This is a genomic window from Veillonella intestinalis (assembly GCF_943192895.1).
GTDB lineage: Bacteria > Bacillota > Negativicutes > Veillonellales > Veillonellaceae > Veillonella_A > Veillonella_A intestinalis.
On sequence record NZ_CALPCB010000010.1, the window covers coordinates 37040 to 61353 of the forward strand.

22 protein-coding genes, 3 tRNA genes and 1 riboswitch are annotated in these 24314 nt (G+C 36.0%); of the genes, 21 read left to right on the forward strand and 4 right to left on the reverse strand.

Features of this window, described 5'->3' with window-relative positions:
- Window positions 1–162 precede the first annotated feature (162 nt).
- The 10 genes from NFR27_RS08860 to NFR27_RS08905 all read left to right on the forward strand — a co-directional run bounded on the left by NFR27_RS08860 (window position 163) and on the right by NFR27_RS08905 (window position 10442).
- Window positions 163–1605 (forward strand): [FeFe] hydrogenase, group A, encoded by a 1443-nt coding sequence (locus NFR27_RS08860; RefSeq protein WP_251444120.1) that lies wholly within the window; start codon window positions 163–165, stop codon window positions 1603–1605.
- 254 nt (window positions 1606–1859) lie between these two features.
- A riboswitch (SAM riboswitch) is annotated at window positions 1860–1971 on the forward strand.
- A gap of 66 nt (window positions 1972–2037) precedes the next feature.
- Window positions 2038–3183 (forward strand): 5-methyltetrahydropteroyltriglutamate--homocysteine S-methyltransferase, encoded by a 1146-nt coding sequence (locus tag NFR27_RS08865; protein WP_251444123.1) that lies wholly within the window; start codon window positions 2038–2040, stop codon window positions 3181–3183.
- On the forward strand, window positions 3173–3898 hold the full coding sequence (locus NFR27_RS08870) for an AzlC family ABC transporter permease (protein WP_251444126.1): 726 nt from the start codon (window positions 3173–3175) through the stop codon (window positions 3896–3898). Before NFR27_RS08865 ends, NFR27_RS08870 begins: the two co-directional genes overlap by 11 nt.
- Window positions 3895–4227 carry a branched-chain amino acid transporter permease gene (locus NFR27_RS08875; RefSeq protein ID WP_251444129.1) on the forward strand — a complete coding sequence of 111 codons (333 nt, stop codon included), beginning with the start codon at window positions 3895–3897 and terminating at the stop codon, window positions 4225–4227. Before NFR27_RS08870 ends, NFR27_RS08875 begins: the two co-directional genes overlap by 4 nt.
- A 408-nt stretch (window positions 4228–4635) precedes the next feature.
- Complete coding sequence (locus NFR27_RS08880; protein ID WP_251444132.1) at window positions 4636–5664, forward strand: LacI family DNA-binding transcriptional regulator; 1029 nt, start codon at window positions 4636–4638, stop codon at window positions 5662–5664.
- A 114-nt stretch (window positions 5665–5778) separates the two neighbouring features.
- Window positions 5779–6621, forward strand: a complete 843-nt coding sequence (gene kduI / locus NFR27_RS08885) for a 5-dehydro-4-deoxy-D-glucuronate isomerase (protein ID WP_251444135.1) — start codon at window positions 5779–5781, stop codon at window positions 6619–6621.
- Window positions 6622–6781: 160 nt separating this feature from the next.
- Window positions 6782–7567, forward strand: a complete 786-nt coding sequence (locus NFR27_RS08890) for a gluconate 5-dehydrogenase (RefSeq protein WP_251444138.1) — start codon at window positions 6782–6784, stop codon at window positions 7565–7567.
- Between the two features lie 55 nt (window positions 7568–7622).
- Window positions 7623–8609, forward strand: coding sequence for a 2-keto-3-deoxygluconate transporter (gene kdgT / locus NFR27_RS08895; RefSeq protein WP_251444141.1), 987 nt, complete (start codon window positions 7623–7625; stop codon window positions 8607–8609).
- 78 nt (window positions 8610–8687) lie between these two features.
- Window positions 8688–9638 carry a sugar kinase gene (locus NFR27_RS08900; protein ID WP_251444144.1) on the forward strand — a complete coding sequence of 317 codons (951 nt, stop codon included), beginning with the start codon at window positions 8688–8690 and terminating at the stop codon, window positions 9636–9638.
- A gap of 165 nt (window positions 9639–9803) precedes the next feature.
- Window positions 9804–10442, forward strand: coding sequence for a bifunctional 2-keto-4-hydroxyglutarate aldolase/2-keto-3-deoxy-6-phosphogluconate aldolase (locus NFR27_RS08905; RefSeq protein ID WP_251444146.1), 639 nt, complete (start codon window positions 9804–9806; stop codon window positions 10440–10442).
- Between the two features lie 170 nt (window positions 10443–10612).
- On the opposite strand, the gene NFR27_RS08910 is transcribed toward NFR27_RS08905, so the two are convergent.
- Entirely contained in the window at window positions 10613–11095 is a 483-nt protein-coding gene (locus tag NFR27_RS08910) for a low molecular weight protein-tyrosine-phosphatase (RefSeq protein ID WP_251444149.1), read from the reverse strand.
- Window positions 11096–11108: 13 nt separating this feature from the next.
- The gene (locus NFR27_RS08915; protein ID WP_251444152.1) at window positions 11109–11732 is read right to left on the reverse strand and encodes a site-2 protease family protein; all 624 of its coding nucleotides are present in this window, start codon (window positions 11730–11732) and stop codon (window positions 11109–11111) included.
- Window positions 11733–12035: 303 nt separating this feature from the next.
- Here NFR27_RS08915 and NFR27_RS08920 point away from each other — a divergent pair, with 303 nt between their 5' ends.
- Window positions 12036–12797, forward strand: coding sequence for a helix-turn-helix domain-containing protein (locus tag NFR27_RS08920; protein WP_251444155.1), 762 nt, complete (start codon window positions 12036–12038; stop codon window positions 12795–12797).
- 125 nt (window positions 12798–12922) lie between these two features.
- Window positions 12923–13855: a hypothetical protein gene (locus NFR27_RS08925; RefSeq protein ID WP_338146969.1), complete on the forward strand. Its 933-nt coding sequence runs from the start codon at window positions 12923–12925 to the stop codon at window positions 13853–13855.
- Window positions 13856–13975: 120 nt separating this feature from the next.
- On the opposite strand, the gene NFR27_RS08930 is transcribed toward NFR27_RS08925, so the two are convergent.
- Complete coding sequence (locus NFR27_RS08930) at window positions 13976–14218, reverse strand: hypothetical protein (RefSeq protein ID WP_251444161.1); 243 nt, start codon at window positions 14216–14218, stop codon at window positions 13976–13978.
- 313 nt (window positions 14219–14531) lie between these two features.
- On the opposite strand from NFR27_RS08930, the gene NFR27_RS08935 reads away from it, so the two are divergent.
- The gene (locus NFR27_RS08935) at window positions 14532–15896 is read left to right on the forward strand and encodes a cation diffusion facilitator family transporter (protein WP_251444164.1); all 1365 of its coding nucleotides are present in this window, start codon (window positions 14532–14534) and stop codon (window positions 15894–15896) included.
- A gap of 10 nt (window positions 15897–15906) precedes the next feature.
- Entirely contained in the window at window positions 15907–16773 is an 867-nt protein-coding gene (locus tag NFR27_RS08940; RefSeq protein ID WP_251444168.1) for a hypothetical protein, read from the forward strand.
- 91 nt (window positions 16774–16864) lie between these two features.
- Here the strand turns inward: NFR27_RS08940 and NFR27_RS08945 are convergent, their stop codons facing one another.
- Window positions 16865–17293, reverse strand: a complete 429-nt coding sequence (locus NFR27_RS08945; RefSeq protein WP_251444171.1) for a PPC domain-containing DNA-binding protein — start codon at window positions 17291–17293, stop codon at window positions 16865–16867.
- Between the two features lie 510 nt (window positions 17294–17803).
- On the opposite strand from NFR27_RS08945, the gene cas9 reads away from it, so the two are divergent.
- The 7 genes from cas9 to NFR27_RS08980 all read left to right on the forward strand — a co-directional run bounded on the left by cas9 (window position 17804) and on the right by NFR27_RS08980 (window position 24309).
- Window positions 17804–21835: a type II CRISPR RNA-guided endonuclease Cas9 gene (gene cas9 / locus NFR27_RS08950; protein WP_251444173.1), complete on the forward strand. Its 4032-nt coding sequence runs from the start codon at window positions 17804–17806 to the stop codon at window positions 21833–21835.
- 31 nt (window positions 21836–21866) lie between these two features.
- Entirely contained in the window at window positions 21867–22742 is an 876-nt protein-coding gene (gene cas1 / locus NFR27_RS08955; RefSeq protein WP_251444176.1) for a type II CRISPR-associated endonuclease Cas1, read from the forward strand.
- Between the two features lie 13 nt (window positions 22743–22755).
- Entirely contained in the window at window positions 22756–23052 is a 297-nt protein-coding gene (gene cas2, locus NFR27_RS08960) for a CRISPR-associated endonuclease Cas2 (protein ID WP_277612552.1), read from the forward strand.
- A complete protein-coding gene (gene csn2, locus NFR27_RS08965; RefSeq protein WP_251444179.1) occupies window positions 23049–23723 on the forward strand; it encodes a type II-A CRISPR-associated protein Csn2 in 675 nt (224 codons plus the stop codon). The genes cas2 and csn2 overlap by 4 nt, the downstream gene beginning before the upstream one ends.
- Before the next feature lie 298 nt (window positions 23724–24021).
- Window positions 24022–24097 (forward strand) — tRNA-Asp (locus NFR27_RS08970).
- Window positions 24098–24128: 31 nt separating this feature from the next.
- A tRNA-Phe gene (locus tag NFR27_RS08975) sits at window positions 24129–24204 on the forward strand.
- 19 nt (window positions 24205–24223) lie between these two features.
- Window positions 24224–24309 (forward strand) — tRNA-Leu (locus NFR27_RS08980).
- Window positions 24310–24314: the final 5 nt, after the last annotated feature.

Sequence of the window (24314 nt, forward strand, 5' to 3'; positions counted from 1 at the left end):
CACAAAGTTTATCTAATTCCTATTTGAAAATAGGACATTTAAGATGATATACTACAAAGAGACATCACTCACAACCATGAATCGCATGGTCGAGGTCCATTCCGGCAGATGTCGGGGTATTTGAATACATAACTAGTATTATATTGTGTGAGGTGCAAAATTATGAGTTTCGAAAGTCGATTCCAACACATTGATCGTCGTGTCCCAATTGCTGAAGATAACATTGCGATTGTACATGATTTGGAAAAATGTAAAAACTGTACATTATGTCGTCGTGCTTGTGCAGACGTGATGGGTGTACTTGACTACTATGATTTAGAATCTACAGGGGATAATCCTATCTGTGTTCATTGTGGTCAATGTGCCGCTGCGTGTCCATTCGATTCCATGAATGAACGTAGTGAATTAGATCAAGTAAAAGCAGCGATTGCTGATCCAGATAAAATTGTTGTTATTCAAACAGCACCAGCTGTACGCGTTGGTATTGGTGAAGAATTTGGTTATGAACCAGGTTCCTTCTTAGAAGGTAAAATGATTGGTGCCCTTCGTGCCTTAGGTGCGGACTATGTAGTTGACACTAATTTTGGTGCTGACTTAACTATCATGGAAGAAGCTAGCGAATTAATTGAACGTGTTATTAATGGTCATGGCGAATTGCCACAGTTCACTAGTTGCTGTCCAGCATGGGTAAAATTTGCTGAAACATATTATCCAGAATATTTACCTAATATTTCTACAACTCGTAGCTGTATTGCTATGGAAGCAGCTATGTTAAAAACATATTTTGCTGAAAAAATGAAATTGGATCCAGAAAAAATTGTATCCGTAAGTGTAGCACCATGTACAGCTAAGAAATTTGAAATTCGTCGTCCAGAACAGAACAAATCTGCTGAATACTGGGGCAAAGAAGATCTTCGCGATACTGATTATTGCATTACTACTCGTGAGTTTGCAAAATGGATTCGTGAGTCTGGTATTGATTTCACACAAGTAGAAGAATCTACTATGGATAAATATATTGGTGCTGAAACTGGTGGTAGTGTTATTTTCTGTAACACTGGTGGCGTAATGGAAGCGGCTATGCGTAGTGCTTACAAATTCATCACTGGTAATGAACCATCTCCAGAACCTTTCACTAACTTACAAGATGTTCGTGGTATGGAAGGTGTTAAAGAAGCTGACGTTGAAATCGCTGGTAAAACATTAAAAGTTGCCGTAGTTCATGGTGGTAAAAATATCCGCGATTTCTTAGATAATATGAAAGCAACTGGCAAGAAATATGATTTCATTGAAATGATGGCTTGCCGTGGTGGTTGTATTGGTGGTGGCGGTCAGCCACGCGTTAAAATGCCAGTAGCTGATAAAGTAAAATCAGCTCGTATTGAAGGTATTTATAAAGCTGATTCTGAAATGAAACTTCGTTCCAGCTATGAAAATCCAGAAATTAAGGCAATTTACGAAGAATTCTTAGGTAAACCATTAGGGGAACGTTCCGAAGAATTGTTACATACTCATTACACTGATCGCAGTGCTGATTTAGGTGTTCGTAAAGATGTAACACCTGAAACTTGTCCAACATCTCCTAAATTTAAAAAGCCTGAATAAAACTAGGCTATTATATATTGAGATGAGACTAGTTTTACTATAGCTTAACTATAAGACAAATAGGGCATTGGAGGCTGGTGCTAAGCATTAGCTTCAATGCCCTTTTTATATACTAAGTAAAAAGCAGAGGGTAGATTATTATTTTATAGCTATGCTTGCTGGTACAACTACAGTTGACAGATATGTTTTATTTGAAGTATCATAATATATATCCAAAAGGTGATATTTAATATGCCTTTATTAATAATTGTATAGTATCATCCAGAGCAGCTGAGGGAACTGGCCCATTGATGCTGCGGCAACCTGCTTTATAATTGGGGTTATGAAGCAAGGTGCTAAGTCCAACGGGAAACCGACAGATGATAAGACATAGGTCGTCATTTGTTGACGACTTTTTTTATTTATGGGCCACTAGGAGAGGAGACTGAGAGTATGAGTAATACAAAACAAGTAATCGGTAAAGGACCATTTCGTTATGATGTAGTAGGTAGCTTTTTGCGACCTGATGCAGTAAAAGAAGCTCGTCAAGCCGTCGAAGCAGGCAAGATAAATGCAGTAGAATTACGTAAAGTAGAAGATGATTCAATTCGCGATTTGATTAATAAAGAAGTAGAAGTAGGCTTACGAGCTGTAACTGATGGTGAGTTCCGTCGAGCTTACTGGCATTTGGACTTTTTAGAACAATTAGTGGGTGTTGAGCGAATTAAAGCAGAACAGTGGTCTGTGGCTTTCAAAGGGCATCAGCCAAAGGCGGCTACGCTTAAAATCGTAGGTGACATTGATTTCCCTGAGGATCATCCATTTATAAAAGACTTTCAGTTTGTGAAAGAATGTGCAGGGGATAGCGCTGTTGCTAAATTTACGATTCCTTCACCATCTATGCTTCATTTGATTTGTTGTGTCCGTGAAGAACATTATGAAGCATTACCACAATATGCGCAAGAAGAAGCCTTATTTGAGGCTATTGCTAAAGCATATCGCAAGGCAATTCAAGCTTTTTATGCAGCTGGTTGTCGTTATTTGCAATTAGATGATACTTCTTGGGGTGAATTTTGTGATGAAACTAAGCGTAAAGAATATGCAGCTCGTGGCTTAGATTTGCAATATATTGCTAAAAAATATGTGGAAGTTATTAATTATGCATTAGAAGGAAAACCAGATGATTTAGCCGTGACTATGCATATTTGTCGTGGTAATTTTAGATCGACTTGGTTCTCGTCTGGTGGTTATGAACCAATTGCAGAGACCTTGTTTGGTCATTGTCATATTGATGGCTTCTTCTTGGAGTATGACTCTGATAGAGCGGGTGGTTTTGCACCATTGCGGTTTATTAAAAATCAAAAAGTGGTACTAGGTTTAGTGACTTCTAAATTCCCTGAGTTAGAAAAAGAAGAAGATTTATTAGCCCGTATTGAAGAAGCATCGCTATATGTACCAAAAGAACAATTAGCCTTAAGTCCACAGTGTGGCTTTGCCTCCACGGAGGAAGGCAATAATCTAACTGAAGCAGAGCAATTTGCGAAGTTAGCCCTTATTAAACGTGTGGCAGAAAAGGCTTGGGGGCCTTATGAAGATTGATGAAACAAATAAAGGTCGGGAAGCCTTTCGCTATGCTTTCCCCCTAACAGTACCGATTTGTGCTAGTTTCCTTTTTTTAGGAATTTCTTATGGCTTGTATGCAGTAGGACAGGGCTTGCCTTGGTATTTGCCATTTCTTATGAGTGCTACTATTTTTGCAGGATCTATGGAGTTTGTCACTGTAGCCTTGTTGGCTGCGCCATTTGATCCTTTAGGGGCATTCGTATTAGCTTTTATGGTCAATGGGCGTCATATTTTTTATGGCCTTACTATGTTGACTCGTTATGGCCCCTTAGATTGGAAGAAATATCCGTTGATTTATGGTTTATGTGATGAAACATTTGCTATTAATGCGACCATTAATTTACCGAGTCAAATTGATCGAGGGTGGTTTTATTTACATGTAACTTGGCTAAACTATATATATTGGGTAGGCGGTGTTGCCCTTGGCGCTATAGGGAGTCATTTTATTAAATTCAATATGCAAGGGATTGAATTTATTTTAACGGCCTTATTTACAGTCATATTTTTAGACATGTTATTAACAGCTAAAAAATATCAGTCTGGTTTGATTGGTTTCTTCGTGGCACTTGGCATGCTGTATTTGTTAGGTCCTAATTTATTTATTTTGCCAGCCATGGCATTGATGGTCATTATATTCTGTGGACTCTTTTGGTTTAATAGTAAGGGTGAAAAGGAGGCGCGTAATATATGACTGGTTGGGAAATTGTACTTACGATTGGTGCTGTTGTTTTAGGCACTATGGCAACGCGGTTTACCCCATTTCTTATTTTTTCAAAAGCGGGTAAGCCACCTGCTATTATTGCTTATTTAGGCACTGTGTTGCCAGCCGCTGTTATGGGTTTATTGGTAGTATATTCTTTAAAAGACATGACAGTGTGGACCTATCCCCATGGCTTACCTGAAATCATTGCTATTGTAAGTATTATCTTGGTACATTTATTAAAGCGCAATATGTTATTGAGTATTGCTACGGGGACTGTTGTATATATGGTTCTTATTCAGCAGGTATTTGTGAAGTGAGCAAAAATTGCTAACTATAATAATGGGAAAGATGATTATTTACCATTATTTTGAAGTTTTAATAAAAAATAGTGCTAAGCATGCAAAACAGCTATAGCCCGATTCCTCTAGTAATTACGGAGTGAATCGGGCTTTTTGCTCGTAAATAAATAGTAAAAATAGTGTAAAAATAAAAGTCGTATGTTAACAATGCATAGCAAATATGTTGTAAAAACATTCTTCTTGTTGTATTATGATTGTGACGAAGTTACGAAAACGATTTCGTAAATCGATACACAACAAATATTGTGTAAGTTAAGGAGTGAGTGATGGTCTATTTGACCACACTAAAGGGGATCTAATAGTTCGTGTATGGAGTAGCTAAGTGCTTACCTCTTTTATGCGCAAGATAGGAAAGGAGGCTGCTATATGGGTAAAATAACGATTGCCGATGTAGCTGAACGCACAGGTTTTTCAAAGACAACAATTTCTAGATACTTAAATGGTAAATATGAATATATGTCAGCGGCCACACGGGAACGAATTAGTGAAGTAATTAAGGAAATCGAGTATAAGCCAAATAAAATGGCTCGTAGCTTACGTTTACAACAAAGTCATATGATTGGGGTTATAGTGTCTGATATTTCGAGTCCCTTCTCAGCCATTCTATATTCTGGTATTGCTGATTGGTGTGAAGAACATGGATTTACCGTACTCTTAGCTGATGCGGCTGATGATCCACAGAAAGAACGGCGATATATTCAATCTATGATTGCCCAAGGTGTAGATGGTATAGTTATTAATGCAACGGGTGCTGAAGTGGAATACTTAAATGAAGTAAACCGTTCAGTTATGCCGATTGTATTAGCTGACCGACCAGTGGCAGGTTGTGATTGTGATTTAGTATCATCAGATACGGAGCATATTACAGAGGCTAGTTTAGACTTATTATTAAGCAAAGGGTATGAGCGAATTTTATTTGCTACTCGGCGAGTCGGTACCAATGGTATTCGTCGTTTACGCTTTGATGAATTTGTGAAACAGTATGAAGCCAAAACAGGGCGATCAGCACTTACCTTAGAGTATGATAAAACAACAAAGGATATACTTACCAATACGGTGATGACAGAACTAGCAGCAGCACGACAAGCGAAGGAACGATTTGCTGTATTTGCTGGTAACGGGGTAGTGCTTAGTGATATTGCTAAGATTACACGTCAACAACAGCTAACTATTCCTCAAGACTTAGGAGTATATAGTTATGATAACTGGACCTGGATGGATGTCATTGGACCTGGTATTTCCGTTGTTGAATTACCGACTTATGAAATAGGCCAAGAATGTGCTCGCTTATTAGTTGGTCGCATTAAGGAATCTTTGAATGAGGCCGCTAGTGAAGTATTGGAACGCCAAAAAGTAATTTTACCATGCTCCATTGTTGAACGCCAGTCACTATAAGTGGTGTAGTTAATTAAGGTAATAATGAGCTCGTTTCAATGAACTCTAATATAGAATTATTACAAAGGATAAGTTAGGTATTTATTTTAAGAGTATATAAAAGGAGTGACACACATGGATACACGTTATAGTGTAAACCCGCGCGACATTAAACGTTATACAACTGAGGAGTTGCGCAATGAATTTTTGATTCAAGACATTTTTAAGGCTGATGAAGTAACGGCTGTATATAGCCACGTTGACCGCATGGTAACGCTTGGTTGTATGCCAGTTAATGAAGTGGTTAACCTTGAAAAAGGTATGGACATTTGGCATACATTTGGTACACACTTCTTCTTAGAACGCCGTGAAATTGGTATTTTTAATGTTGGTGGCGATGGTAAAATCGTAGCTGATGGCGAAGAATTTAACCTTACATATACCGATTGCGTATATATTACTAAAGGAACTAAAGAAGTAATGTTCCAGAGCGTTGATCCAGCAAAACCGGCTAAATTCTACATGGTGTCTGCCCCAGCACATACGTCTCATAAAACAACCTTTATTCCAATGGCAAAAGCTAACAAACGTCCTATGGGGGCCATGGAAACAGCTAATGATCGTGTGATTAATCAGTTTATTCATCCAGATGTATTAGAAACTTGCCAGTTATCTATGGGGTTAACTCAGTTAAAACCAGGTAGTGTTTGGAATTCTATGCCGCCACATACACATGAGCGTCGTATGGAAATTTACTTCTACTTTGAAGTACCACAAGATAATGTTGTATTCCATATGATGGGTGAAGCACAGGAAACACGCCATATCGTAATGCACAATGAAGAAGCTGTAATTAGTCCTTCTTGGAGCTTACATGCTGGTGCTGGTACATCCAACTATACCTTCATCTGGGCTATGGGTGGCGAAAACCAAGCGTTTGATGATATGGATCATATTGCAATTACGGATATGAAATAGTAGCTACTGAAGATATATACGAAGTAGTTAATAAAAATACTGATGTTAAAAATATATTTTTTTAACACTTTTAGAAATCGATACACATACGAATTTTGCTCGGTTTATTTGTATCTGAAACTTAAATCTATTACTTAAATTTATAAAATTGGAGGTTCTCATGAACGGCTTAGAACAATTCCGCTTAGATGGAAAAGTAGCACTCGTAACAGGGGCTGTATATGGCATTGGTTTTGCGATTGCGCAAGCACTCGCTGGAGCAGGTGCTAAGATTGCTTTCAACTGTTTAGATGAAGCAACACGTGATAAAGCAGTAGCTGATTACAAAGAAGTAGGCATTGATGCAGTAGGCTACGTAGCAGACGTAACTAAAGAAGAAGAAATCATTCCTATGATTAAAGATATTGAAGAAAAACTTGGTGGCATAGATATTCTTGTAAATAATGCGGGAATTATTAAACGTATTCCAATGACTGAAATGGCAGCCGATGAATTCCGTCAAGTAATTGATATCGACTTAGTAGGTCCATTCATTATGGCTAAAGCTGTTATCCCTGGAATGATTAAAAAAGGTCATGGTAAAATTATTAACATTTGCTCCATGATGAGTGAATTAGGCCGTGAAACAGTATCTGCTTATGCAGCGGCTAAGGGTGGCTTAAAAATGTTAACTCGTAATATTGCTTCTGAATATGGCGAATATAACATCCAATGTAATGGTCTTGGACCTGGCTACATTGCTACGCCACAGACAGCACCACTTCGTACCGAAGGTCATCCATTCAATAGCTTTATTATTGCTAAAACACCAGCTGCTCGTTGGGGTACACCTGAAGATTTACAAGGTCCAGCTGTATTCTTAGCATCTGAAGCATCTGACTTTATTAATGGCCATGTATTATATGTAGATGGTGGGATTTTAGCTTACATCGGTAAACAACCATAATTTATTCGGGAGGGCCTCCCCGTGAGGCCTGCCCCCTATATTGGAGGAAATCAGCATGAATATCATGAAGGCAGTATCACGTGTTCCCGGCGGGCTTATGCTCGTTCCTTTACTACTCGGTGCTTTGTTACATACGTTAGCACCTGGCACTGGTAAATATTTTGGTTCATTTACAAATGGTTTAATTAGCGGCACCGTTCCTATTTTATCGGTATGGTTTTTCTGTATGGGTGCTAGCATTGATTTAAAAGCAACAGGTACCGTTTTGAAAAAATCGGGTACATTAGTAGTAACAAAGATTTTAGTAGCATGGATCGTTGGGCATATATGTGTTATGTTTATGCCTAGTGGTATGATTGAAACAGGATTTTTTGCAGGACTCTCCACCTTAGCTATTGTTACAGCTATGGACATGACTAATGGTGGTTTATATGCTTCCTTGATGGCACAGTATGGCTCCAAGGAAGACGCAGGGGCATTTGTATTGATGTCTATTGAGTCTGGCCCATTAGTAACCATGATGATTCTTGGTACAACTGGGGCGGCTACCTTTGAGCCACATCTATTTGTAGGCGCTGTATTACCATTCTTAATCGGCTTTGCACTAGGTAACATTGACAAAGAATGCAAAACCTTCTTTAGCCAAGGCACTATGCTTATGATTCCCTTCTTCGGCTTTGCCTTAGGTAATACAATTGACCTTATGATGGTTGCACATACAGGCTTATTAGGTATTTTATTAGGGCTTGCCGTAATTGTTATCACTGGTATTCCACTTATTTTAGCAGACAAATATATTGCAGGTGGTAATGGTGGTGCTGGTCTAGCTGCTTCTAGTACAGCTGGGGCTGCGGTAACAAACCCAATCATTATTGCTGGAATGATTCCCGCCTTTGCACCAATTGCGCCAGCCGCTACTGCATTAGTAGCTACGGCCGTAGTTGTTACATCAATTTTAGTACCAATTGTAACAGCTTTTTGGTGTAAACGTTTCAGCGATGAAGGTAAAACTAAAGCCGCTCGCATTGTGGTAAATGGGTAATATAATTAAAGCTTCAGCAGCACACCTTGCGCCTCCGTCGGCTCAGGGTGTTGCTTGCTATAATGAGGAGGAATAAAAATGGCACGTGTTCTTACAATTGGTGAGCCTATGGGGTTAATGGTAGCCACAGAACCTAAAGCATTAAAAGATGTGACAACATTTCGTCGCTATGTATGTGGGGCAGAAGTTAATTTTGCCGTTGGTATGAGCCGTTTAGGTCATGAAACAGCGTATATCAGTCGTGTAGGGAATGATCCATTTGGTCAACATATTTTAGATTTTTTGGCAGAACAACATATTGGTACAGACTATGTAACATTGGATGATGTGAATCGGACAGGAATGCAGTTAAAAGCTAAAACTTTAGAAGGGGATCCAGAAGTGGTTAACTTCCGTCGTTTTACAGCATTCTCCTATATGGAACCATCCGTTGTGGATACGGTACAATGGGGAAAATACGATCATTTGCATGTGACTGGCATTCCACCAGCGTTGTCTGAAAGTTGCCGTGAAACGTCCATTGCTATGATGAAAGCCGCTAAATCTCATGGTGTGCAAGTGTCCTTTGATACTAATCTTCGTCCCGCTCTTTGGCCATCTGAAGACGTAATGCGTGAAAATATTAATTACTTGGCGTCCTTAGCTGATATTGTATTACCAGGCTTTGGCGAAGGAAAAATCTTAACAGGTTTTGACACACCAGAAGACATTGCTGAATTTTATTTGAAACAAGGTGCGAAAGCAGTTATTGTGAAATTAGGGACTAAAGGTGCTTATGTGAAGACTGCTGAAGAAGTATTCTATGCGCCTGCATATATTGTTGAAAACGTAGTTGACACAGTTGGGGCTGGTGATGGCTTTGCCGTAGGTACCGTTAGTGGTCGTTTAGAAGGTCTTAGCTGGGCGGAAGCAGTTCGTCGTGGCGCTGCCATTGGGGCCCTTCAAGTACAAGTGGAAGGCGATAATGAGGGGTTACCAACACCTGATCAATTAGTAGCGTATCAAAAGAGCGCTAAATTAAGCGAATAATTGATAGTCAAGCTAAGTAGTGTTAATTAAGTGAATCATTAGTAGGTAGTAATAGCCTGATGAGTAAGCGAATATTTAATAGGCACGAAAAGTAATGACGGATAGTTCTGAAATGTATATAATAGAGTAGGAAACAGAGCTAAAGATAAGATTGGGAGGACCCGTATGGATAAATTACAAATTATTGAAACAGTTAAAAAAATTGGTGTAGTTGCCGTTATTCGTGGTAATACGCCAGAAGAGGCTGCTCAAATTTCAGAAGCCTGCATTGCTGGAGGAGTAACGGCTATTGAAGTAGCCTTTACAACACCACGTGCTCATGAAGCCATTTTAACATTATCTGAAAAATACAAAGATAATGCTGATGTAGTCATTGGTGCGGGTACAGTTTTAGACTCTGAAACAGCACGTTTGGCTATTTTAAATGGGGCAGCTTTTATTGTATCCCCAGCTTTTGATGAAGATACTATCAAATTATGTAATCGCTATCGTGTGGCTTGTATGCCTGGCACAACTACGATTCAAGGTGTTATTCAAGCCCTTGAATTGGGAGCCGATATTGTAAAAGTATTCCCTGGTGAAGTAGTAGGTAGCAAGTTTATTAAAGCCGTAAAAGGGCCATTACCACAGGCTCAAATGATGCCAACTGGTGGTGTTAGCATCGATAATGTAGCTGAATGGTTTAAAGCAGGCGCTGTGGCTGTTGGAGCTGGTGGTGCTTTGACTGGTGGCGGAAAATCTTTAGCAGAGATTGCAGAAACGGCTAAGAAATTTGTTGCCGCTGTAGCAGAAGCGCGTAAATAAGTAGCGTATATATGGAAGGCAAGAAAGTATGCTTTCTTATTTTGTTAATAAGTGTGTGAAATAAGATGATATACAATAAATAGTAAATAGATAAATAGTAAAAATCAAAAATTAAAAATTAAAAATTAAAAGAGAGCTATCAAGAATTGATAGCTCTCTTTTGTGTTTCGTTATATATTATATTCTTGTTTGATTTGTTTTAGTAAAGCTTCGCAACTAGGGGCAATGTCATTATAAGTTTCATCAAAATTGCCTGTATACCAAGGATCTTTTACATCACGGGTCTCGCCAATAAAGGAGAGCATTTTATGAATTTTATGCTCTGTATCAGGTCCGAGTAGTCGTTCGAGGTTACGGCGGTTATTTTCATCCATAATGATAATATAGTCGGCTGAAGCATAATCGGCTTTCGTAATTTGGCGCGCTTGGCGTGGTGTGAACGGAATATTCATATCACGCAATTTAGTTTTAGTGCCAGGATGAGTGTCATTACCAATTTCTTCACGACTTGTTGCGGTAGAGTCAATCTTAAATTGTTCTGTTAGGGCTGATTTATTTACTAATTCTTTAAAAATAAATTCTGCCATGGTAGATCGACAAATATTGCCGTGACAAACAAACTGAACATGAATGGGCCGTTTGGTAGCGGTCATAATAAACTCCTCTTTATACAAACTGTAAAATCAGACTAAATACACGTAAAATGCCTTGTTGTAAGGGAATAAGTACAAGGCTTAAAAATGGTGTATATGCTAGCAGAATTAAGGCTAAGAAACCAAAGCGCTGCCACTGCCAGTATTTCATTTGCCAAGCAGGGGATAGAAAATTAGACACAATATGAGCACCATCTAAAGGGGGAATAGGAATTAAATTGAATAAAGCGAAGTTTATATTAATAATAACCATTAGGGAGATAACCGTGTAAAGGCCTTGTGAAATTTCTATATTGTGATTATTGATAAAGAATAAAACAAAGGCAGAGAGAAAGGCGACTACAATATTAGCTAATGGCCCTGCTGCTGAAACGAGTATATCGTCTCTTTTTTTATTTTTGAAATTTGCAGGATTAATCATTACGGGTTTTGCCCAACCAAAATGTAAAAGTAAAAGCATTAACATGCCGATAAAATCAAGATGGGCTAAGGGATTCATAGTTAAACGCCCCATGCGACGAGGCGTATCATCCCCTAATATATCTGCCACTTTAGCATGTGCATATTCGTGCATCGCCATGGCAATAATAATGGCTGGTAAGGTAGCCACAATAGTCAATACATTAAAATTAGACATAAACATCTCCTTTTTGATAAGTGTATATGTAATAGTATACCGTAAATTATCGATATACGCAAAGTGGTAGCCATATCGTCAATGGCATCAAAGAGTTAATTTATTAGATAGAAAATAAAACTACTTTGGCGAAACTAGTTGTTGAAGGCGTCAAAAAATGAACTGTCAGTGGATTATTTACTAATGGTATGATACTCACACTACTGGTATGAGTGAATACATTGTTTTTAAAGGGAGGTCTTCTTATAATGAATAGTGAGCTCAATGTATAGTGTTAGAAACGGTAAGGGAGGTTTTTGTTTTATGGGAACAGGGCGACAAGTGGTCATTCCACGGCCTTTATTACAACGTTTATATACGGAACAGCAGTTATCTACATGGGCAATTGCTAAAGAGCTACATTGTAGTCAGGATACTGTAGTACGACGTTTACATGAATATGAAATTCCAATTCGGACAAGACGTAAGTTATTGCCTGTGAAGGAATTAATCCATCTGTACGTGGATGAAGGGCTAGGGGTAAAAGAACTGGCTAGACGCTACCAATGTTCACATACAACCGTGGCCCAGCGTTTACGAGATTTAGGTGTATTAGTATCAAAACAAGTAGCATATATAAAGCCAACGGCTAGTAAACAACAACAGATACTAGCTTTTTACAGAAATGGGCAAAGTGCTTCGTGGATTGCTAGGCGATTACAGCTTTCACGGTGGACGGTGCTCACCACTTTACGACAAGCGGGGATTGCTATCCGTCATAGTAATAAGCGAATTTATGTAAATACGAAAGAGTTAGTATATCTTTATACACAGCGACATATGTCGACAATAATGTTAGCTAGCTTATATAATCTTAAGCCTTCAACCGTAGCTGAACGCTTAAAAGAGGCGGGGATTCACTTGCGAGGCAATCAATTAAAACTCAATACATTTGATGTTTGCTTGCGTTATCAGCAGGGGCATAGTCCTTTGCAGATTGCTGAAGAACTAGGTTGCTCCTATTCAGCTGTGCGGCGGCGCCTTGATCAGTGGAGTGGTTATAAAGGGGCACGGAAAGAAAGTTAAACGGGCATAGAAAGAAAGTTAAAAAGGCATGGAAACAAAGTTAAAGGAAAGTTGCATTATAAGGGCTGAATTCGTTATACTAGAAGGCAAGAAAGTAGCACGTTATAATATATTATTAGTGTAGAATGGAGAGTATGATGGATATTATTGTTGCGTTATTGCCGTTTTTTACGGCTGGTTTGGTAGCGGCTCTTATTTCGCGTTTTACAGGGATTGCCTTGTCTTTTGTGATGGCTCCTACTTTGTTATATTGGGGCGCGAAACCACTAGAGTTAGTTGCCTTTATGCTAACCTTTGCTGTATATAATGGGTTTACTTCTGAAACACAAGATTTTCGTCTTAATATTAAAAATCTTGTATTATTTAAGGGCTGGCGTATAGCGATTCCTATAGTGGGATCATTAGTATTAGCCTTTATTGCACCACCGGTATCAATTGCTTTTTTCATTTTGTGTTTTATTGCTGAATTAGCTATGAATATGTATCAACGCTTGCCACAGGGAGAACGGCCTGTGCTTAGTCAGGTGTTAGTAAGTACAGTTATTGCTACTATTTGGTGTTTGGTTGGTGTATTTGCTGTAGCGTACATACCAGAAGCGTACTACTTTATTTTGGTGGGGTTAGCTATGTTAGGGCTTACTGGTTTTGCTTGGTATGCAGCTAAACATCGTGACGCATTTCGGGGGACTTGGACACAAATTTGGAACTTCTTGACCTTGTTCTTAGGTTTGTTTGGTCTTGATAGCTCTTTTTATGCATGCGCATTAAATCGTAATTTTACGAGTAAGCAAGATGTGATGATTCCAGTTATTACCTTTGTTGCTGCGTTCATTGGCATTATGGCAATTTTTGCAACAGAATTTATTTTCTCTATGCCTGCTTTAGTAGCCGCTGTAGGCGCTGCGATTGGTATGCGCTTTGCAGGGATGTATGAGTTTAGTCGTCGAGGGACCTTCTCGTATACCGCTATTGCCGTGACTATTTTAGCCGTAGTGAGCCTTTTCTTAGTATCACCGACACCAGTGGGCTTGGTAGATCTGGAAGCATTGTTTAAGTAAGGGCTTGTTGTTATTGGGGATTTTGTTAGTGTTAATCATAGAAATAAAGTTAATAAAATAGGGATATAAAAAGGGTTATCATGCTATATATTGCATGATAACCCTTTTTTGTTAGTTTATTTATTTGAAAAACTTACCAGCTAAGTTGCTAAGCCCTTCTTTTAGATCTTCGTTGCCACTTAATTCACCATAGGCATCTTTAAGACTTTCAAGAAGCGTTTGTAATTGGGCGGTATCAAGATTTTTTATATCCTCAATGCTGTTAACATTAAGTCCTTCGATATTATTTACTACCGACATGAATTTACTTTCATCAACTTTGAAGTAAGCACTAATCATTTCAACTAATTTTTCTTTAATCATAGAAATACCTCCTTTTTATGATTATATTATACAATAAAATGAATTTTGAGACAAAAGCATATATATGGCACATATACTTAAATTGTATCTATTGAAAGATTTTAGATGTCACAGATAGTCAAAAGAAGAAATAAAGTTTAAATATGGAAATAAGATGAAGAATGTGGTATTATTTAGATAAGATATATTTGTGCGGATTTTAAAATAATAAATATAGGTAAATAATTTAAGTCGATATATACAAATTGATAAAAACTAACTAATTATGGGGTTATTAAGGTTAGCGTTGTAAGGTATGTATGGGGTGAGTTGTATGGATATGGCAATGTCATTCAGACCGTCAGGGTTAGACTTATTAAAAAATTATGAAGAAACTATGTTGCAGAGTTTGATTACTACGTTTGGGCTTGATTATTTACGAGAATGTCATTTAAGTAATGATGATGTAGAACCTCCAATTTCTAATGAAGCTTATGAGCGTGTTATGGATGAGGTTATGGCAGAAGAGCCACAAGAGTCATATGTGGAGTCTATTGTAACGGGAATACAAGATAAGTTTACGAATATGGCAACATTTATTCTGCCAAAGAAAAATTTAGTGAATTTTTCAAACCAAGTTAAGCGGAAAATCGAGAAGGCTAAAGAAACTATAAAAGAAGTAGAAATGGAAGAATTTTCATTGGATGATATAGTACAAGACTCGATTTTAAATAATATGGAAACTACGTATAACAATTATCAGGGGAGTTTAAAAAATCAAGTTCATTTATCCCATCTTACAGATCATAAATATTGGGTAGGTGCTGGTAAAAATGTTTTGAATAAAGGTATTCAAATGGCTCTTCGACAAGGAGTAGGTTTCTTTTTAGCTGAAATATGGTTTGGCATTCGTGAAAAATGTTTTAACGAGTGGTCAACCGTAAAAAGTATAAAAGAGTTTAGTCGTAAAATGGAGCAGGGTATTAAATTTGGTTTTACTAATGCCAAAAGTAATTTTCCTGTATTTTGGAAATATGTTAAAGAAGAAGCATTAGAAGGAACTTGGTTTAATATTGTTGTTATGCTGATTAATTCATTTCGACATTCGATTCGTGTAATATTACAAGCTTTATTTCAGATGCGAAAAGTAGTGATGGAAAAAAGTAAGGTTATTTTTTCAAAAGAAGATATTCCATTAGCTGATCGAACTGATGCTATTCTAAAATGTTTTATTGTAAGTAGTAGTGTGGTTTTTGGTAGTTTGATTATTACTTCGTTAGGTTCTATTGTGGCAGAGTTACCAGTAGGGGATGCATTGACTGAATTTTTAGGAGCTTTAATCGCTGGTATGATGATGACTACAGGCTTTTTCTTGCTGGAGCGGTATAATGTGGCCGAACGAATTGAAGAATTTTTTGAAAGTTCAGAGGTTGCAGAGTTACGGGAGTTAACAACTGAATATAAGAGACTAACTGATTCTATTGAGGCATTAGTAGAACCGCTTACGAAGTGTGATTGGGGTCGTTGTAAGGCAGGATATGTAGATTATGACTGTAGTTGTTTAGAGTATAATCATGAAGATTATAGGGAAAATTTAGATAGTCAGTTACAGGCAACTTGTCAAATTTCAGATAGTTTAGGAGTAGCGGAGGAACAGCAAGTAAAATCAACGCATGATGTGGATGATTTTATGAGTTAGGAGGGGTCTTATGTTTCATTATGGTGAAAAGAAGCAAGCCCTTCGTCTGTTACAAAAAGTACAACAAGATTATACGGTAATTTATTCAGATGCTTTAAAAAGTGCGGAAACATTTCATAATCATAAAATAGTAGCTGTTAAAGTTCTTGAAGAATGTGAGTTGTTTCTGAGTACAATAGCAAATAAACCTAAAAAGTTATTACAAGAAATGGGAGATATTCAATTAAAGTCACAGGCATTTTCAGAAGAAGTAGCTCAGCTAGAAAAATTAACGAAACATCAATTAGGTGAGCGTTTAGCTAAGTTTGGGATGGTGAGTGGGGTTGGTGTTGGACTAGTAAGTTTAGGTCCGTCTATGGCTGTAGCAATGTCAACGACATTCGGTTCTATATCGGCTGGTTCTACTTTACTAGCAGCTACAGGTTCAGGATTAGCTAATATGTCTGTTGTAGTTGGTGGATTTGGTTCTATTGCTGCAGGTGGTTCTTTTATAGGAAGTCGTTTTATATTATCTATGCTTGGACCGATTGGTTGGGGGATTAGTATTATTTCACTGTTAGTAGGTGTTGCTAAGTGGTACAAAAAGAATAAAGATGTGTCAGCTGAAGCAATTAAGCAAGCTGATAATATTCAAGGTAATATTACATCATTGAAACAGTGTGGATATCAGGTCGAAGAAGCTCGAATGTTGTTAGATCATACGGCAAATAAGATTGTTATGTTGCGCATTTATATGAGAAAACATAATTTTTTAAAAGATTATGCATTATATACGGTTGAAGAAAAACAACAATTAGGTAGTTTTATTAATCTTTGTCAGGGGTTAAGTGAACTGTTAGCTAAAAAAATAGAAAGTACAGTTGCTACAAATAAATAGAGCTATATAAAGAAAAGCAGCAATCTACAAGATTGCTGCTTTTGTGTTTAGATTTACATATGAATTTGCATGTTTTTGTATTATTGATATTTTACTTATCCAACTGCCACAAATTTAAGTCAGCCTCTTTATCATAGCCACGATGAATATCTTCAGGCAATAAGGTTAGTATCATTTCAGCTGTAACGCTAATAATTGCACTTGTTAAATGACCACCATGGGAATGACCTTCTTGATCTGCAATAGTAATGTGGAGGTGGGAATAATGGTCATCATTTAGCAAATCGATAGTACCTGTAATGGAGGTAATTTCAAAATCACCGGTTAAACGATGATGATAATATTTCTTTTCCGCAGCGCGATAGGTTTCAAGAACAATGTCATTGGTAGCACCTAGTCCTTGAATCATGGCAGTGGTCACGTTTTCTTGGCGGGCAATTTTTTCAATAGATTCTACCAGCTCTTCGCCTGGATTTAATCGGAACGCAATATGAGTATTGCCAAGACGTTTGTATTGCATAGTTAAGACTCCTTTTAGGTATATTTGATAAATTGAACATGCATATCATTTTGAAAAATGATTAGAACATTAAAATATAACTGACTCATATTATAGGGTAAAACATATGATTAAGACTTGATTTGTGAGATTAATATAAAAATAAATTGTAGATTTAGAAAATCAATTTGTGCTTTGCTGGTGAACGAGCGTATAATCGAAGTATAATTAAGGATTTTTGGAGTATAGGCGTATTTTTTGTTAATAAAAAAACTCGACTCATAAGAGTCGAGTAAAGTTCAGATAAAAGGCTCACACCGAGCCGCCCGAAGGCATTGTAGATAAATCTTTATTTGAACTCGTAGTGTAATACTAGTGTGGTCTAATCCACTAGTTACATCTATATAGTAATCGTAATTGATTATTTTGTCAATTGTAAAATTATAAGATTCTTGTGGAAATAGACTTTATAACTATTGATGAGAGATTTAATATTATGAAATAGGGTAAAACATACTGAGGAGGTAAATTATGAAGGTATCTAGTAAAGAGGATTTGAAGCAAGTAAAAGATTATTTTGTAGGCCTAGACATAGGGACAAGTTCCGTAGGATGGGCTGTTACTAATGAATTATATGAGGTGTTACGGGCAAAAGGGCACAGAATGTGGGGAAGCCGATTATTTGAAGAAGGTCAGACTGCTGCCGAACGGAGAAATTATAGAGCAGGGCGTCGTCGTTTAGATAGACGAAATGATAGGCTTGCAATTTTAGAAGAATTATTTGCTTCAGAAATATATAAAGTGGATCCAGCATTTTATCAGCGGTTACATGAAAGTCAATACCATCACGAGGATAAAAATACGGATGGACAGTATTTTTTATTTAATGATGTAGATTATACGGATAAAACTTATCATAAGGAGTATCCAACTATATATCATTTGCGCAGTTCATTAATGAAAGAGCCTGCAAAAGATATTCGATTACTCTTTTTAGCAGTTCATCATATTATAAAATATCGTGGGAATTTTTTACTTGAAGGTGAACCGATAAAAACCTCAGGTGGTGTAATGGATATTTTACATCAAGTATTAAGCTGTATGGAGTTTTCACGCTTACATGATCAAATTGATGAACAAGTATTTGTTGACTTATTGACTAGTACAGGGCGTACCTGTAGTGATATTGCAAAATTAGTGAGTGATAGTATAGCTGATAAAGGTCTTAAAAAGCAAGCTAAGGCATTCACATCATTAGTCTTAGGATTAAAAGGGAATTTAGATGAATTATTTAATGAACCTGAATATAAAGAATTGGATGCCGATGTAAGAAGTGTAGAGTTTTCTGGGAAAGATTATTGGGAAGAGCGAGAAAAATATGAAAGCATCTTAGGGGAAAGTATTTTAGCGTTAGATGGTTGTAAAGCGTTGTATGATAGTCGTTTGTTATCAACGATAAAGCCAGATGGGAAGTATTTATCAGAAGCTAAGGTTGAAGTATTTAATGAGCATCAGGAACACTTAGTAAAGCTGAAAAAGTTGTTAAAAGGTGAAAAAGCCCTTTATAATAGTGTTTTTCGTGATGATACAAAAGATAGTGCTAATTATATAGCTTATATAGGTAAGAGCCAAAGTGGTAAAAATTGTTCGAGAGAGGATTTTTATAAATTTTTGAAAAAAGTACTTGAAGTTTTGCCGGAGAGTATTTTAAAAAGTGAAATATTGCAATTAATTGATTTAGATGTATTTTTACCCCTGCTACGTGTCCGTGAAAATGGAGTAATACATTATCAAATCCATGAAGAAGAATTGGAACAAATATTAGCAGTTGCTAGTAAAAAGTATGAATTTCTAAATAGTTGTGATGAATCTGGATTTACTGTAGCTAAGAAAATTTTAAAATTGCTAACATTTAGAATTCCTTATTTTGTAGGACCATTAAATCCAGCACATAAAGACAGTAATGGATTTGCTTGGGTAGTACGTAAAGAAGCCGGCAAAGTATATCCGTGGGATTTTGAGAAGAAGGTGGATATAAATGCGTCGGCACAGGCATTTATAGAAAATTTGACGAATAAGTGCACGTATTTGATTGGTGAAGATGTATTACCTAAATATTCATTAGCATATTCTAAATTTATGTTACTCAATGAACTTAATAATTTAAAATACAATGGGCACCCTTTATCCTATGAAGTTAAAATGGCGTTTATTACAGAATGTTTTCAAGCAGAACATAAAAAAATGACGGAAAAAGCAATTAAGAGCTTTTTGAAGTTGAAAGGTTTCACTGATGGTACAGGGGAATTAACAGGTTTGGACATTGACATAAAGAGTGATTTGAAGTCATATAGAGATATGGTGAGAATTTTAGGTGAAGGCTTTGATGAGCAATTAGCTGAACGAATTATTCGCTATGTTACATTATTTGGTGATGCAAAAAAAATACTAGCTGATGTATTGAAAAAAGAGTTTAAGGATACAATCAGTGAAGTACAAGTAAAACAAATACAAAAATTAAAGTATAAAGAATGGGGACGGTTGTCAGAAGCATTTTTGAAGAAAATTGTCGGTGTAGCTGGAGATGGCCCAGAATGCAATATTTTGACTTGTATGGAAACACAGTCACTGACTTTAATGGAAGTATTGAGTTCTCATAATTCGTATTTAGCAGCTATTGAGGAATTTAATGCTAAGCGCACTGAAGTGGTTGAACGGGGGAGTTATGATTTAGTTGATGAATTATATATATCACCAGCAGTAAAACGTTCCGTGTGGCAAACTTTACGGATTTTAGAGGAAATTACACAACTCCGCAGAGGGATACCAAAGAAAATTTTTGTTGAAGTAGCTCGAACAAATCGTGCGGAGAAGAAACGAACAAACTCTAGACAGGCTAAATTATTATATCTTTATAAAAATATTAAAGATGAAGCTCGTAATTGGTCTAAGGAAATCAAAGAAACTGAAGCCGGAAAATTTCAATCTAAAAAATTATATTTATATTATACGCAACAGGGACGTTGTATGTATTCGGGAGAGCCTATTGATTTAGGTGATCTATTTACATCTAAATATGATATAGACCATATCTATCCTCAAAGTGTTACAAAAGATAATAGTTGGGACAATTTAGTGCTAGTTAAATCTATACTAAATCGTGAAAAGACGGATAATTATCCTATTGAAATCGAAACACAGAAAAAGTGTGAGGGATTGTGGAACCGCTTATTAAAATACAACTTAATTAGTGAGAAAAAGTATGAACGGTTAATCCGCACAACTCCATTGACTGCTGATGAGTTAGCTGACTTTGTGAGTAGACAATTAGTAGAAACCAACCAAGCAGTTAAAGCAGTTACTAATTTATTAAAGAGGTTGTACCCAGATACAACAATTTGTTATGTAAAAGCTGAAAATGTTTCAGATTTCCGGCAAAAAAATGAATTTGTTAAATTGCGTAGTTTGAATGCACACCATCATGCTAAAGATGCTTATTTAAACATTGTAGTAGGTAATGTTTATCATGAGAAATTTACTAATAACCCTCGTAATTTTATCAAAAAAGCTAGAGCAGAGAAAAAACGGCCATATAATTTGAGTAAAATGTTTGATTTTCTGCTTAAAGTGGGACAACGTGTAATTTGGAATCCAGATAATAGCTATCCAGTAGTAAAGAAAATGATGGCCAACAATGATGTGCAAGTGACAAAAAAATTAATTGAGCAAAAAGGGGCTTTGTATGATGCTACCATATATAAAGCTAGTGTTGCTAAAATAAATAGTTATGAACCACTTAAAAGAAATAATTCAGTGTTGGCTGATGTAAAAAAATATGGAGGATTCACAAGTATTAAGATCGCTTATTATAGTATTTTTGAACTATATAATAAAAAGAATAAAGAACATGAATTTCAATTATTAGCAATGCCTATACTTAAGATTAATCAACTAAAAAGTGTTGATGATTATATTGCCTATGCAAGTAGTGTAATCGATAGTAATAAATATGATGTAGTTAGGTTAGTTTATAGAAAACTATGTATAGACTCGTTAGTTAAGATTAATGGTTTTTTATATTATATAGGTGGTAAGACTAATAATAAAGTTTATATAAATTCAGCAACGTCGCTTGTTCTTAATGCGGAGATAGTAAAAAAACTAAAGGTTATAGAAACTTATTTGAATAGAGTACAGAATGATAATAAATATGAGCCTAATTTAGAATATATCAATGAGGAAAATAACATTGAAATATATAATTCTTTAATAGAGAAAATGGGCAAAAAAGCTTTTTCGACTATGAAAATGAATAAAAAGGATGAACTATCTAAGTTAGAAACACTTAATGCATTCAAAAAAATAGATTTGAGAAAACAGTGTTATATATTGTTTGAATTGTTAAATTTATTAACGCATCAAAAAACAACATTTGATATAAAAATGATAGGTTTATCTGCTTCTAGATGTACTATTAATATGAATATTACTAAGTTACAAGAGTTTTCTATAGTTACAAAATCTATTACTGGTTTATATAGTAAGGAAATAAAGATTATCTGATAGTTATGGGAGTGATAGAAAGGCTGATTCTATGGGCTGGCGTGTAGTTGTAGTAGATAATCGGGCAAAATTAGATTTTAAAATGAATTATATGGTTGTTCGTAAGGAATGTGGTTGTAATAGAGTATATATCAATGAGATTCAGGTTTTAGTAATAGCATCAACGGCGGTTAGTTTAACCGCCGCCTTGCTTAATCAATTAATAAAAGCAAAAGTAAAAATCATTTTTTGTGATGAAAAATTTAACCCTACTAGTGAAGTAGTTTCTTTATATGGCAGTCACAATACAAGTAAGCGATGTAGAGAACAAATTGAATGGGCGGAGGATATTAAGCAGTCTGTTTGGACTGCATTAGTTAAGCAAAAAATTAGGAATCAAGCAAGGTTACTTAAATCGATGAATAAGTTGGAATATAGTCTACTTGATTCATATGTAGATGATCTACGATTTAATGATGAATCGCAACGTGAAGGGCATGCAGCAAAAGTTTATTTTAACTCTTTATTTGGTAAACTTTTTACTCGTGATGATGATAATAACATAAATGCTGCTCTTGATTATGGATACTCTATTTTATTATCTGCCATTAATCGGGAAATTGTAGCTATGGGATACTTAACTCAATTAGGTCTAAATCATTGTAATCAATTTAATCCTTTTAATTTAAGTTGTGATGTTATTGAGCCATTACGAGGAATAGTCGATAGATATGTAGTGGGAATAAATCATACACACTTTACAAGGAAGGAGCGATTAGAGTTAATTGATTTATTAAATTCAGAAGTAAAAATCGAGGGAACTAATCAGTATTTAAGTGCGGCTATTAAGATTTATTGTAAAAGTATATTTGATGCACTTAAAGAAAATGATATTAGACTAATAAGGTTTGTGGAGTATGAGTTATAGATTTATGAGAGTAATGGTTATGTTTGATCTACCTGTGGAATCTTCAGCTAATCGTAAATCATATAGAGTTTTTAGAAAATTTTTACTATCCACAGGATTTTATATGATGCAAGAATCAATATATGCTAAGTTGGTGCTGAATCAAACAGAAGCTAATAAGGTTATGGCGTATGTTAGATGTCAGAAGCCACCTGAAGGGTTAGTACAAATGCTTGTGATTACAGAAAAACAATTTGCAAAAATGGAGACGCTGGTTGGTGAAGTAGCAACTGAAGTTGTAACGTCTACAGATCGGCTATTAGTATTATGAAACTAACTTATTTAACATTGGATTTAGAACTTGATTTATCTGATGAAATAATTACGACTTTAATAGTTGAAGAAAGGAGTGTCTTTAGAAAGTTAGTAAAGGACTTTTTTCAAGCTAGTGGTGGAGAAGAAAGTGAATGGGTACTATCAGTAGCTAATAAAATACTGGATATAAAAAAGGATGTGTATTTTATTAGTGATTTCTTTAAATTAGATATTAATAATAAGACTTTACTATCTAAATTACATCAAAGATTGTCTGGAATTGCTACAGAAGAGGTTGAGCTATTGTATGAGATTAATCAAAAAATACAACAGCTTTTATTATCGTTAGAAAGCAGTCTTTCTATTGATGTTTTTCACAATGAATTAATTGCAGTACAAGATATTGTTAAGCTAGGCAATTTTCTAATTAGAGATGATGAGTTTGATGATATTGGTAAAGTGGCTAATTTTATTGATGTAGTTATAGAGTTACTAAATCCTAAATTGATGGTTTTGTTGAACCCCCGTTCATATATGGATGATGGGGAAATAACTTTATTTTTTGAAACAATGCTTTGTAAAAAAATTCCAGTACTATGTATAGAACGAGTATGTAAAGATGATATATCAGTTGTAAGAAATAAGGAAATAATTTATACTTTAGATAAAGATTTATGTGTATTTTAGATTGAAACACTAGTATGGCACTTGGCTCGTAACCGGAAAATTCTCTTGAACTTTAAATTCATAAAATTTTGTAAATATGCAATTTGGGGTTTGAGAGTAGTGTAATACTAGTTTGGTTTAAAACTTCCTGCACAGTCGCCACCTTTTGAAACTAGTTTGAGAGTAGTGTAATTTTATATTACGGTCTAATCCTCATCTTACATATTCCCTCAAAAAAATGTAAGAAAATTCATTTTCCCTCTTGCGCAAAAAATAAAATCATGATACTATATGAAAGTACCTGGAATAACGGTATTGCGGCCCCGTGGTGTAGCGGTTAACATGTCGCCCTGTCACGGCGAAGATCGTCAGTTCAAATCTGATCGGGGTCGCCATTTTTTTATTTACAAAAGTTTTTCCTCATTTGCCTCGGTAGCTCAGTCGGTAGAGCAAAGGACTGAAAATCCTTGTGTCGACAGTTCGATTCTGTCCTGAGGCACCATTAAGAATAAAAATTCTATGCGGTTGTGGTGGAATGGCAGACACGCCATCTTGAGGGGGTGGTGAGCGTACGCTCGTATGGGTTCAAGTCCCATCAACCGCACCATACAG

Excerpts from the sequence above, each read along its gene's own strand:
- NFR27_RS08935 (WP_251444164.1), top strand. The coding sequence starts at position 14,532 with ATGGATATGGCAATGTCATTCAGACCGTCAGGGTTAGACTTATTAAAA.
- NFR27_RS08930 (WP_251444161.1), bottom strand. The coding sequence starts at position 14,218 with ATGATTAAAGAAAAATTAGTTGAAATGATTAGTGCTTACTTCAAAGTT.
- cas9 (WP_251444173.1), top strand. The coding sequence starts at position 17,804 with ATGAAGGTATCTAGTAAAGAGGATTTGAAGCAAGTAAAAGATTATTTT.
- NFR27_RS08900 (WP_251444144.1), top strand. The coding sequence starts at position 8,688 with ATGGCACGTGTTCTTACAATTGGTGAGCCTATGGGGTTAATGGTAGCC.
- kdgT (WP_251444141.1), top strand. The coding sequence starts at position 7,623 with ATGAATATCATGAAGGCAGTATCACGTGTTCCCGGCGGGCTTATGCTC.
- NFR27_RS08945 (WP_251444171.1), bottom strand. The coding sequence starts at position 17,293 with ATGCAATACAAACGTCTTGGCAATACTCATATTGCGTTCCGATTAAAT.
- NFR27_RS08915 (WP_251444152.1), bottom strand. The coding sequence starts at position 11,732 with ATGTCTAATTTTAATGTATTGACTATTGTGGCTACCTTACCAGCCATT.
- NFR27_RS08905 (WP_251444146.1), top strand. The coding sequence starts at position 9,804 with ATGGATAAATTACAAATTATTGAAACAGTTAAAAAAATTGGTGTAGTT.
- cas2 (WP_277612552.1), top strand. The coding sequence starts at position 22,756 with ATGGTTATGTTTGATCTACCTGTGGAATCTTCAGCTAATCGTAAATCA.
- cas1 (WP_251444176.1), top strand. The coding sequence starts at position 21,867 with ATGGGCTGGCGTGTAGTTGTAGTAGATAATCGGGCAAAATTAGATTTT.
- NFR27_RS08875 (WP_251444129.1), top strand. The coding sequence starts at position 3,895 with ATGACTGGTTGGGAAATTGTACTTACGATTGGTGCTGTTGTTTTAGGC.
- NFR27_RS08920 (WP_251444155.1), top strand. The coding sequence starts at position 12,036 with ATGGGAACAGGGCGACAAGTGGTCATTCCACGGCCTTTATTACAACGT.
- NFR27_RS08865 (WP_251444123.1), top strand. The coding sequence starts at position 2,038 with ATGAGTAATACAAAACAAGTAATCGGTAAAGGACCATTTCGTTATGAT.
- kduI (WP_251444135.1), top strand. The coding sequence starts at position 5,779 with ATGGATACACGTTATAGTGTAAACCCGCGCGACATTAAACGTTATACA.
- csn2 (WP_251444179.1), top strand. The coding sequence starts at position 23,049 with ATGAAACTAACTTATTTAACATTGGATTTAGAACTTGATTTATCTGAT.
- NFR27_RS08860 (WP_251444120.1), top strand. The coding sequence starts at position 163 with ATGAGTTTCGAAAGTCGATTCCAACACATTGATCGTCGTGTCCCAATT.
- NFR27_RS08940 (WP_251444168.1), top strand. The coding sequence starts at position 15,907 with ATGTTTCATTATGGTGAAAAGAAGCAAGCCCTTCGTCTGTTACAAAAA.
- NFR27_RS08880 (WP_251444132.1), top strand. The coding sequence starts at position 4,636 with ATGGGTAAAATAACGATTGCCGATGTAGCTGAACGCACAGGTTTTTCA.
- NFR27_RS08870 (WP_251444126.1), top strand. The coding sequence starts at position 3,173 with ATGAAGATTGATGAAACAAATAAAGGTCGGGAAGCCTTTCGCTATGCT.
- NFR27_RS08910 (WP_251444149.1), bottom strand. The coding sequence starts at position 11,095 with ATGACCGCTACCAAACGGCCCATTCATGTTCAGTTTGTTTGTCACGGC.
- NFR27_RS08925 (WP_338146969.1), top strand. The coding sequence starts at position 12,923 with ATGGAGAGTATGATGGATATTATTGTTGCGTTATTGCCGTTTTTTACG.
- NFR27_RS08890 (WP_251444138.1), top strand. The coding sequence starts at position 6,782 with ATGAACGGCTTAGAACAATTCCGCTTAGATGGAAAAGTAGCACTCGTA.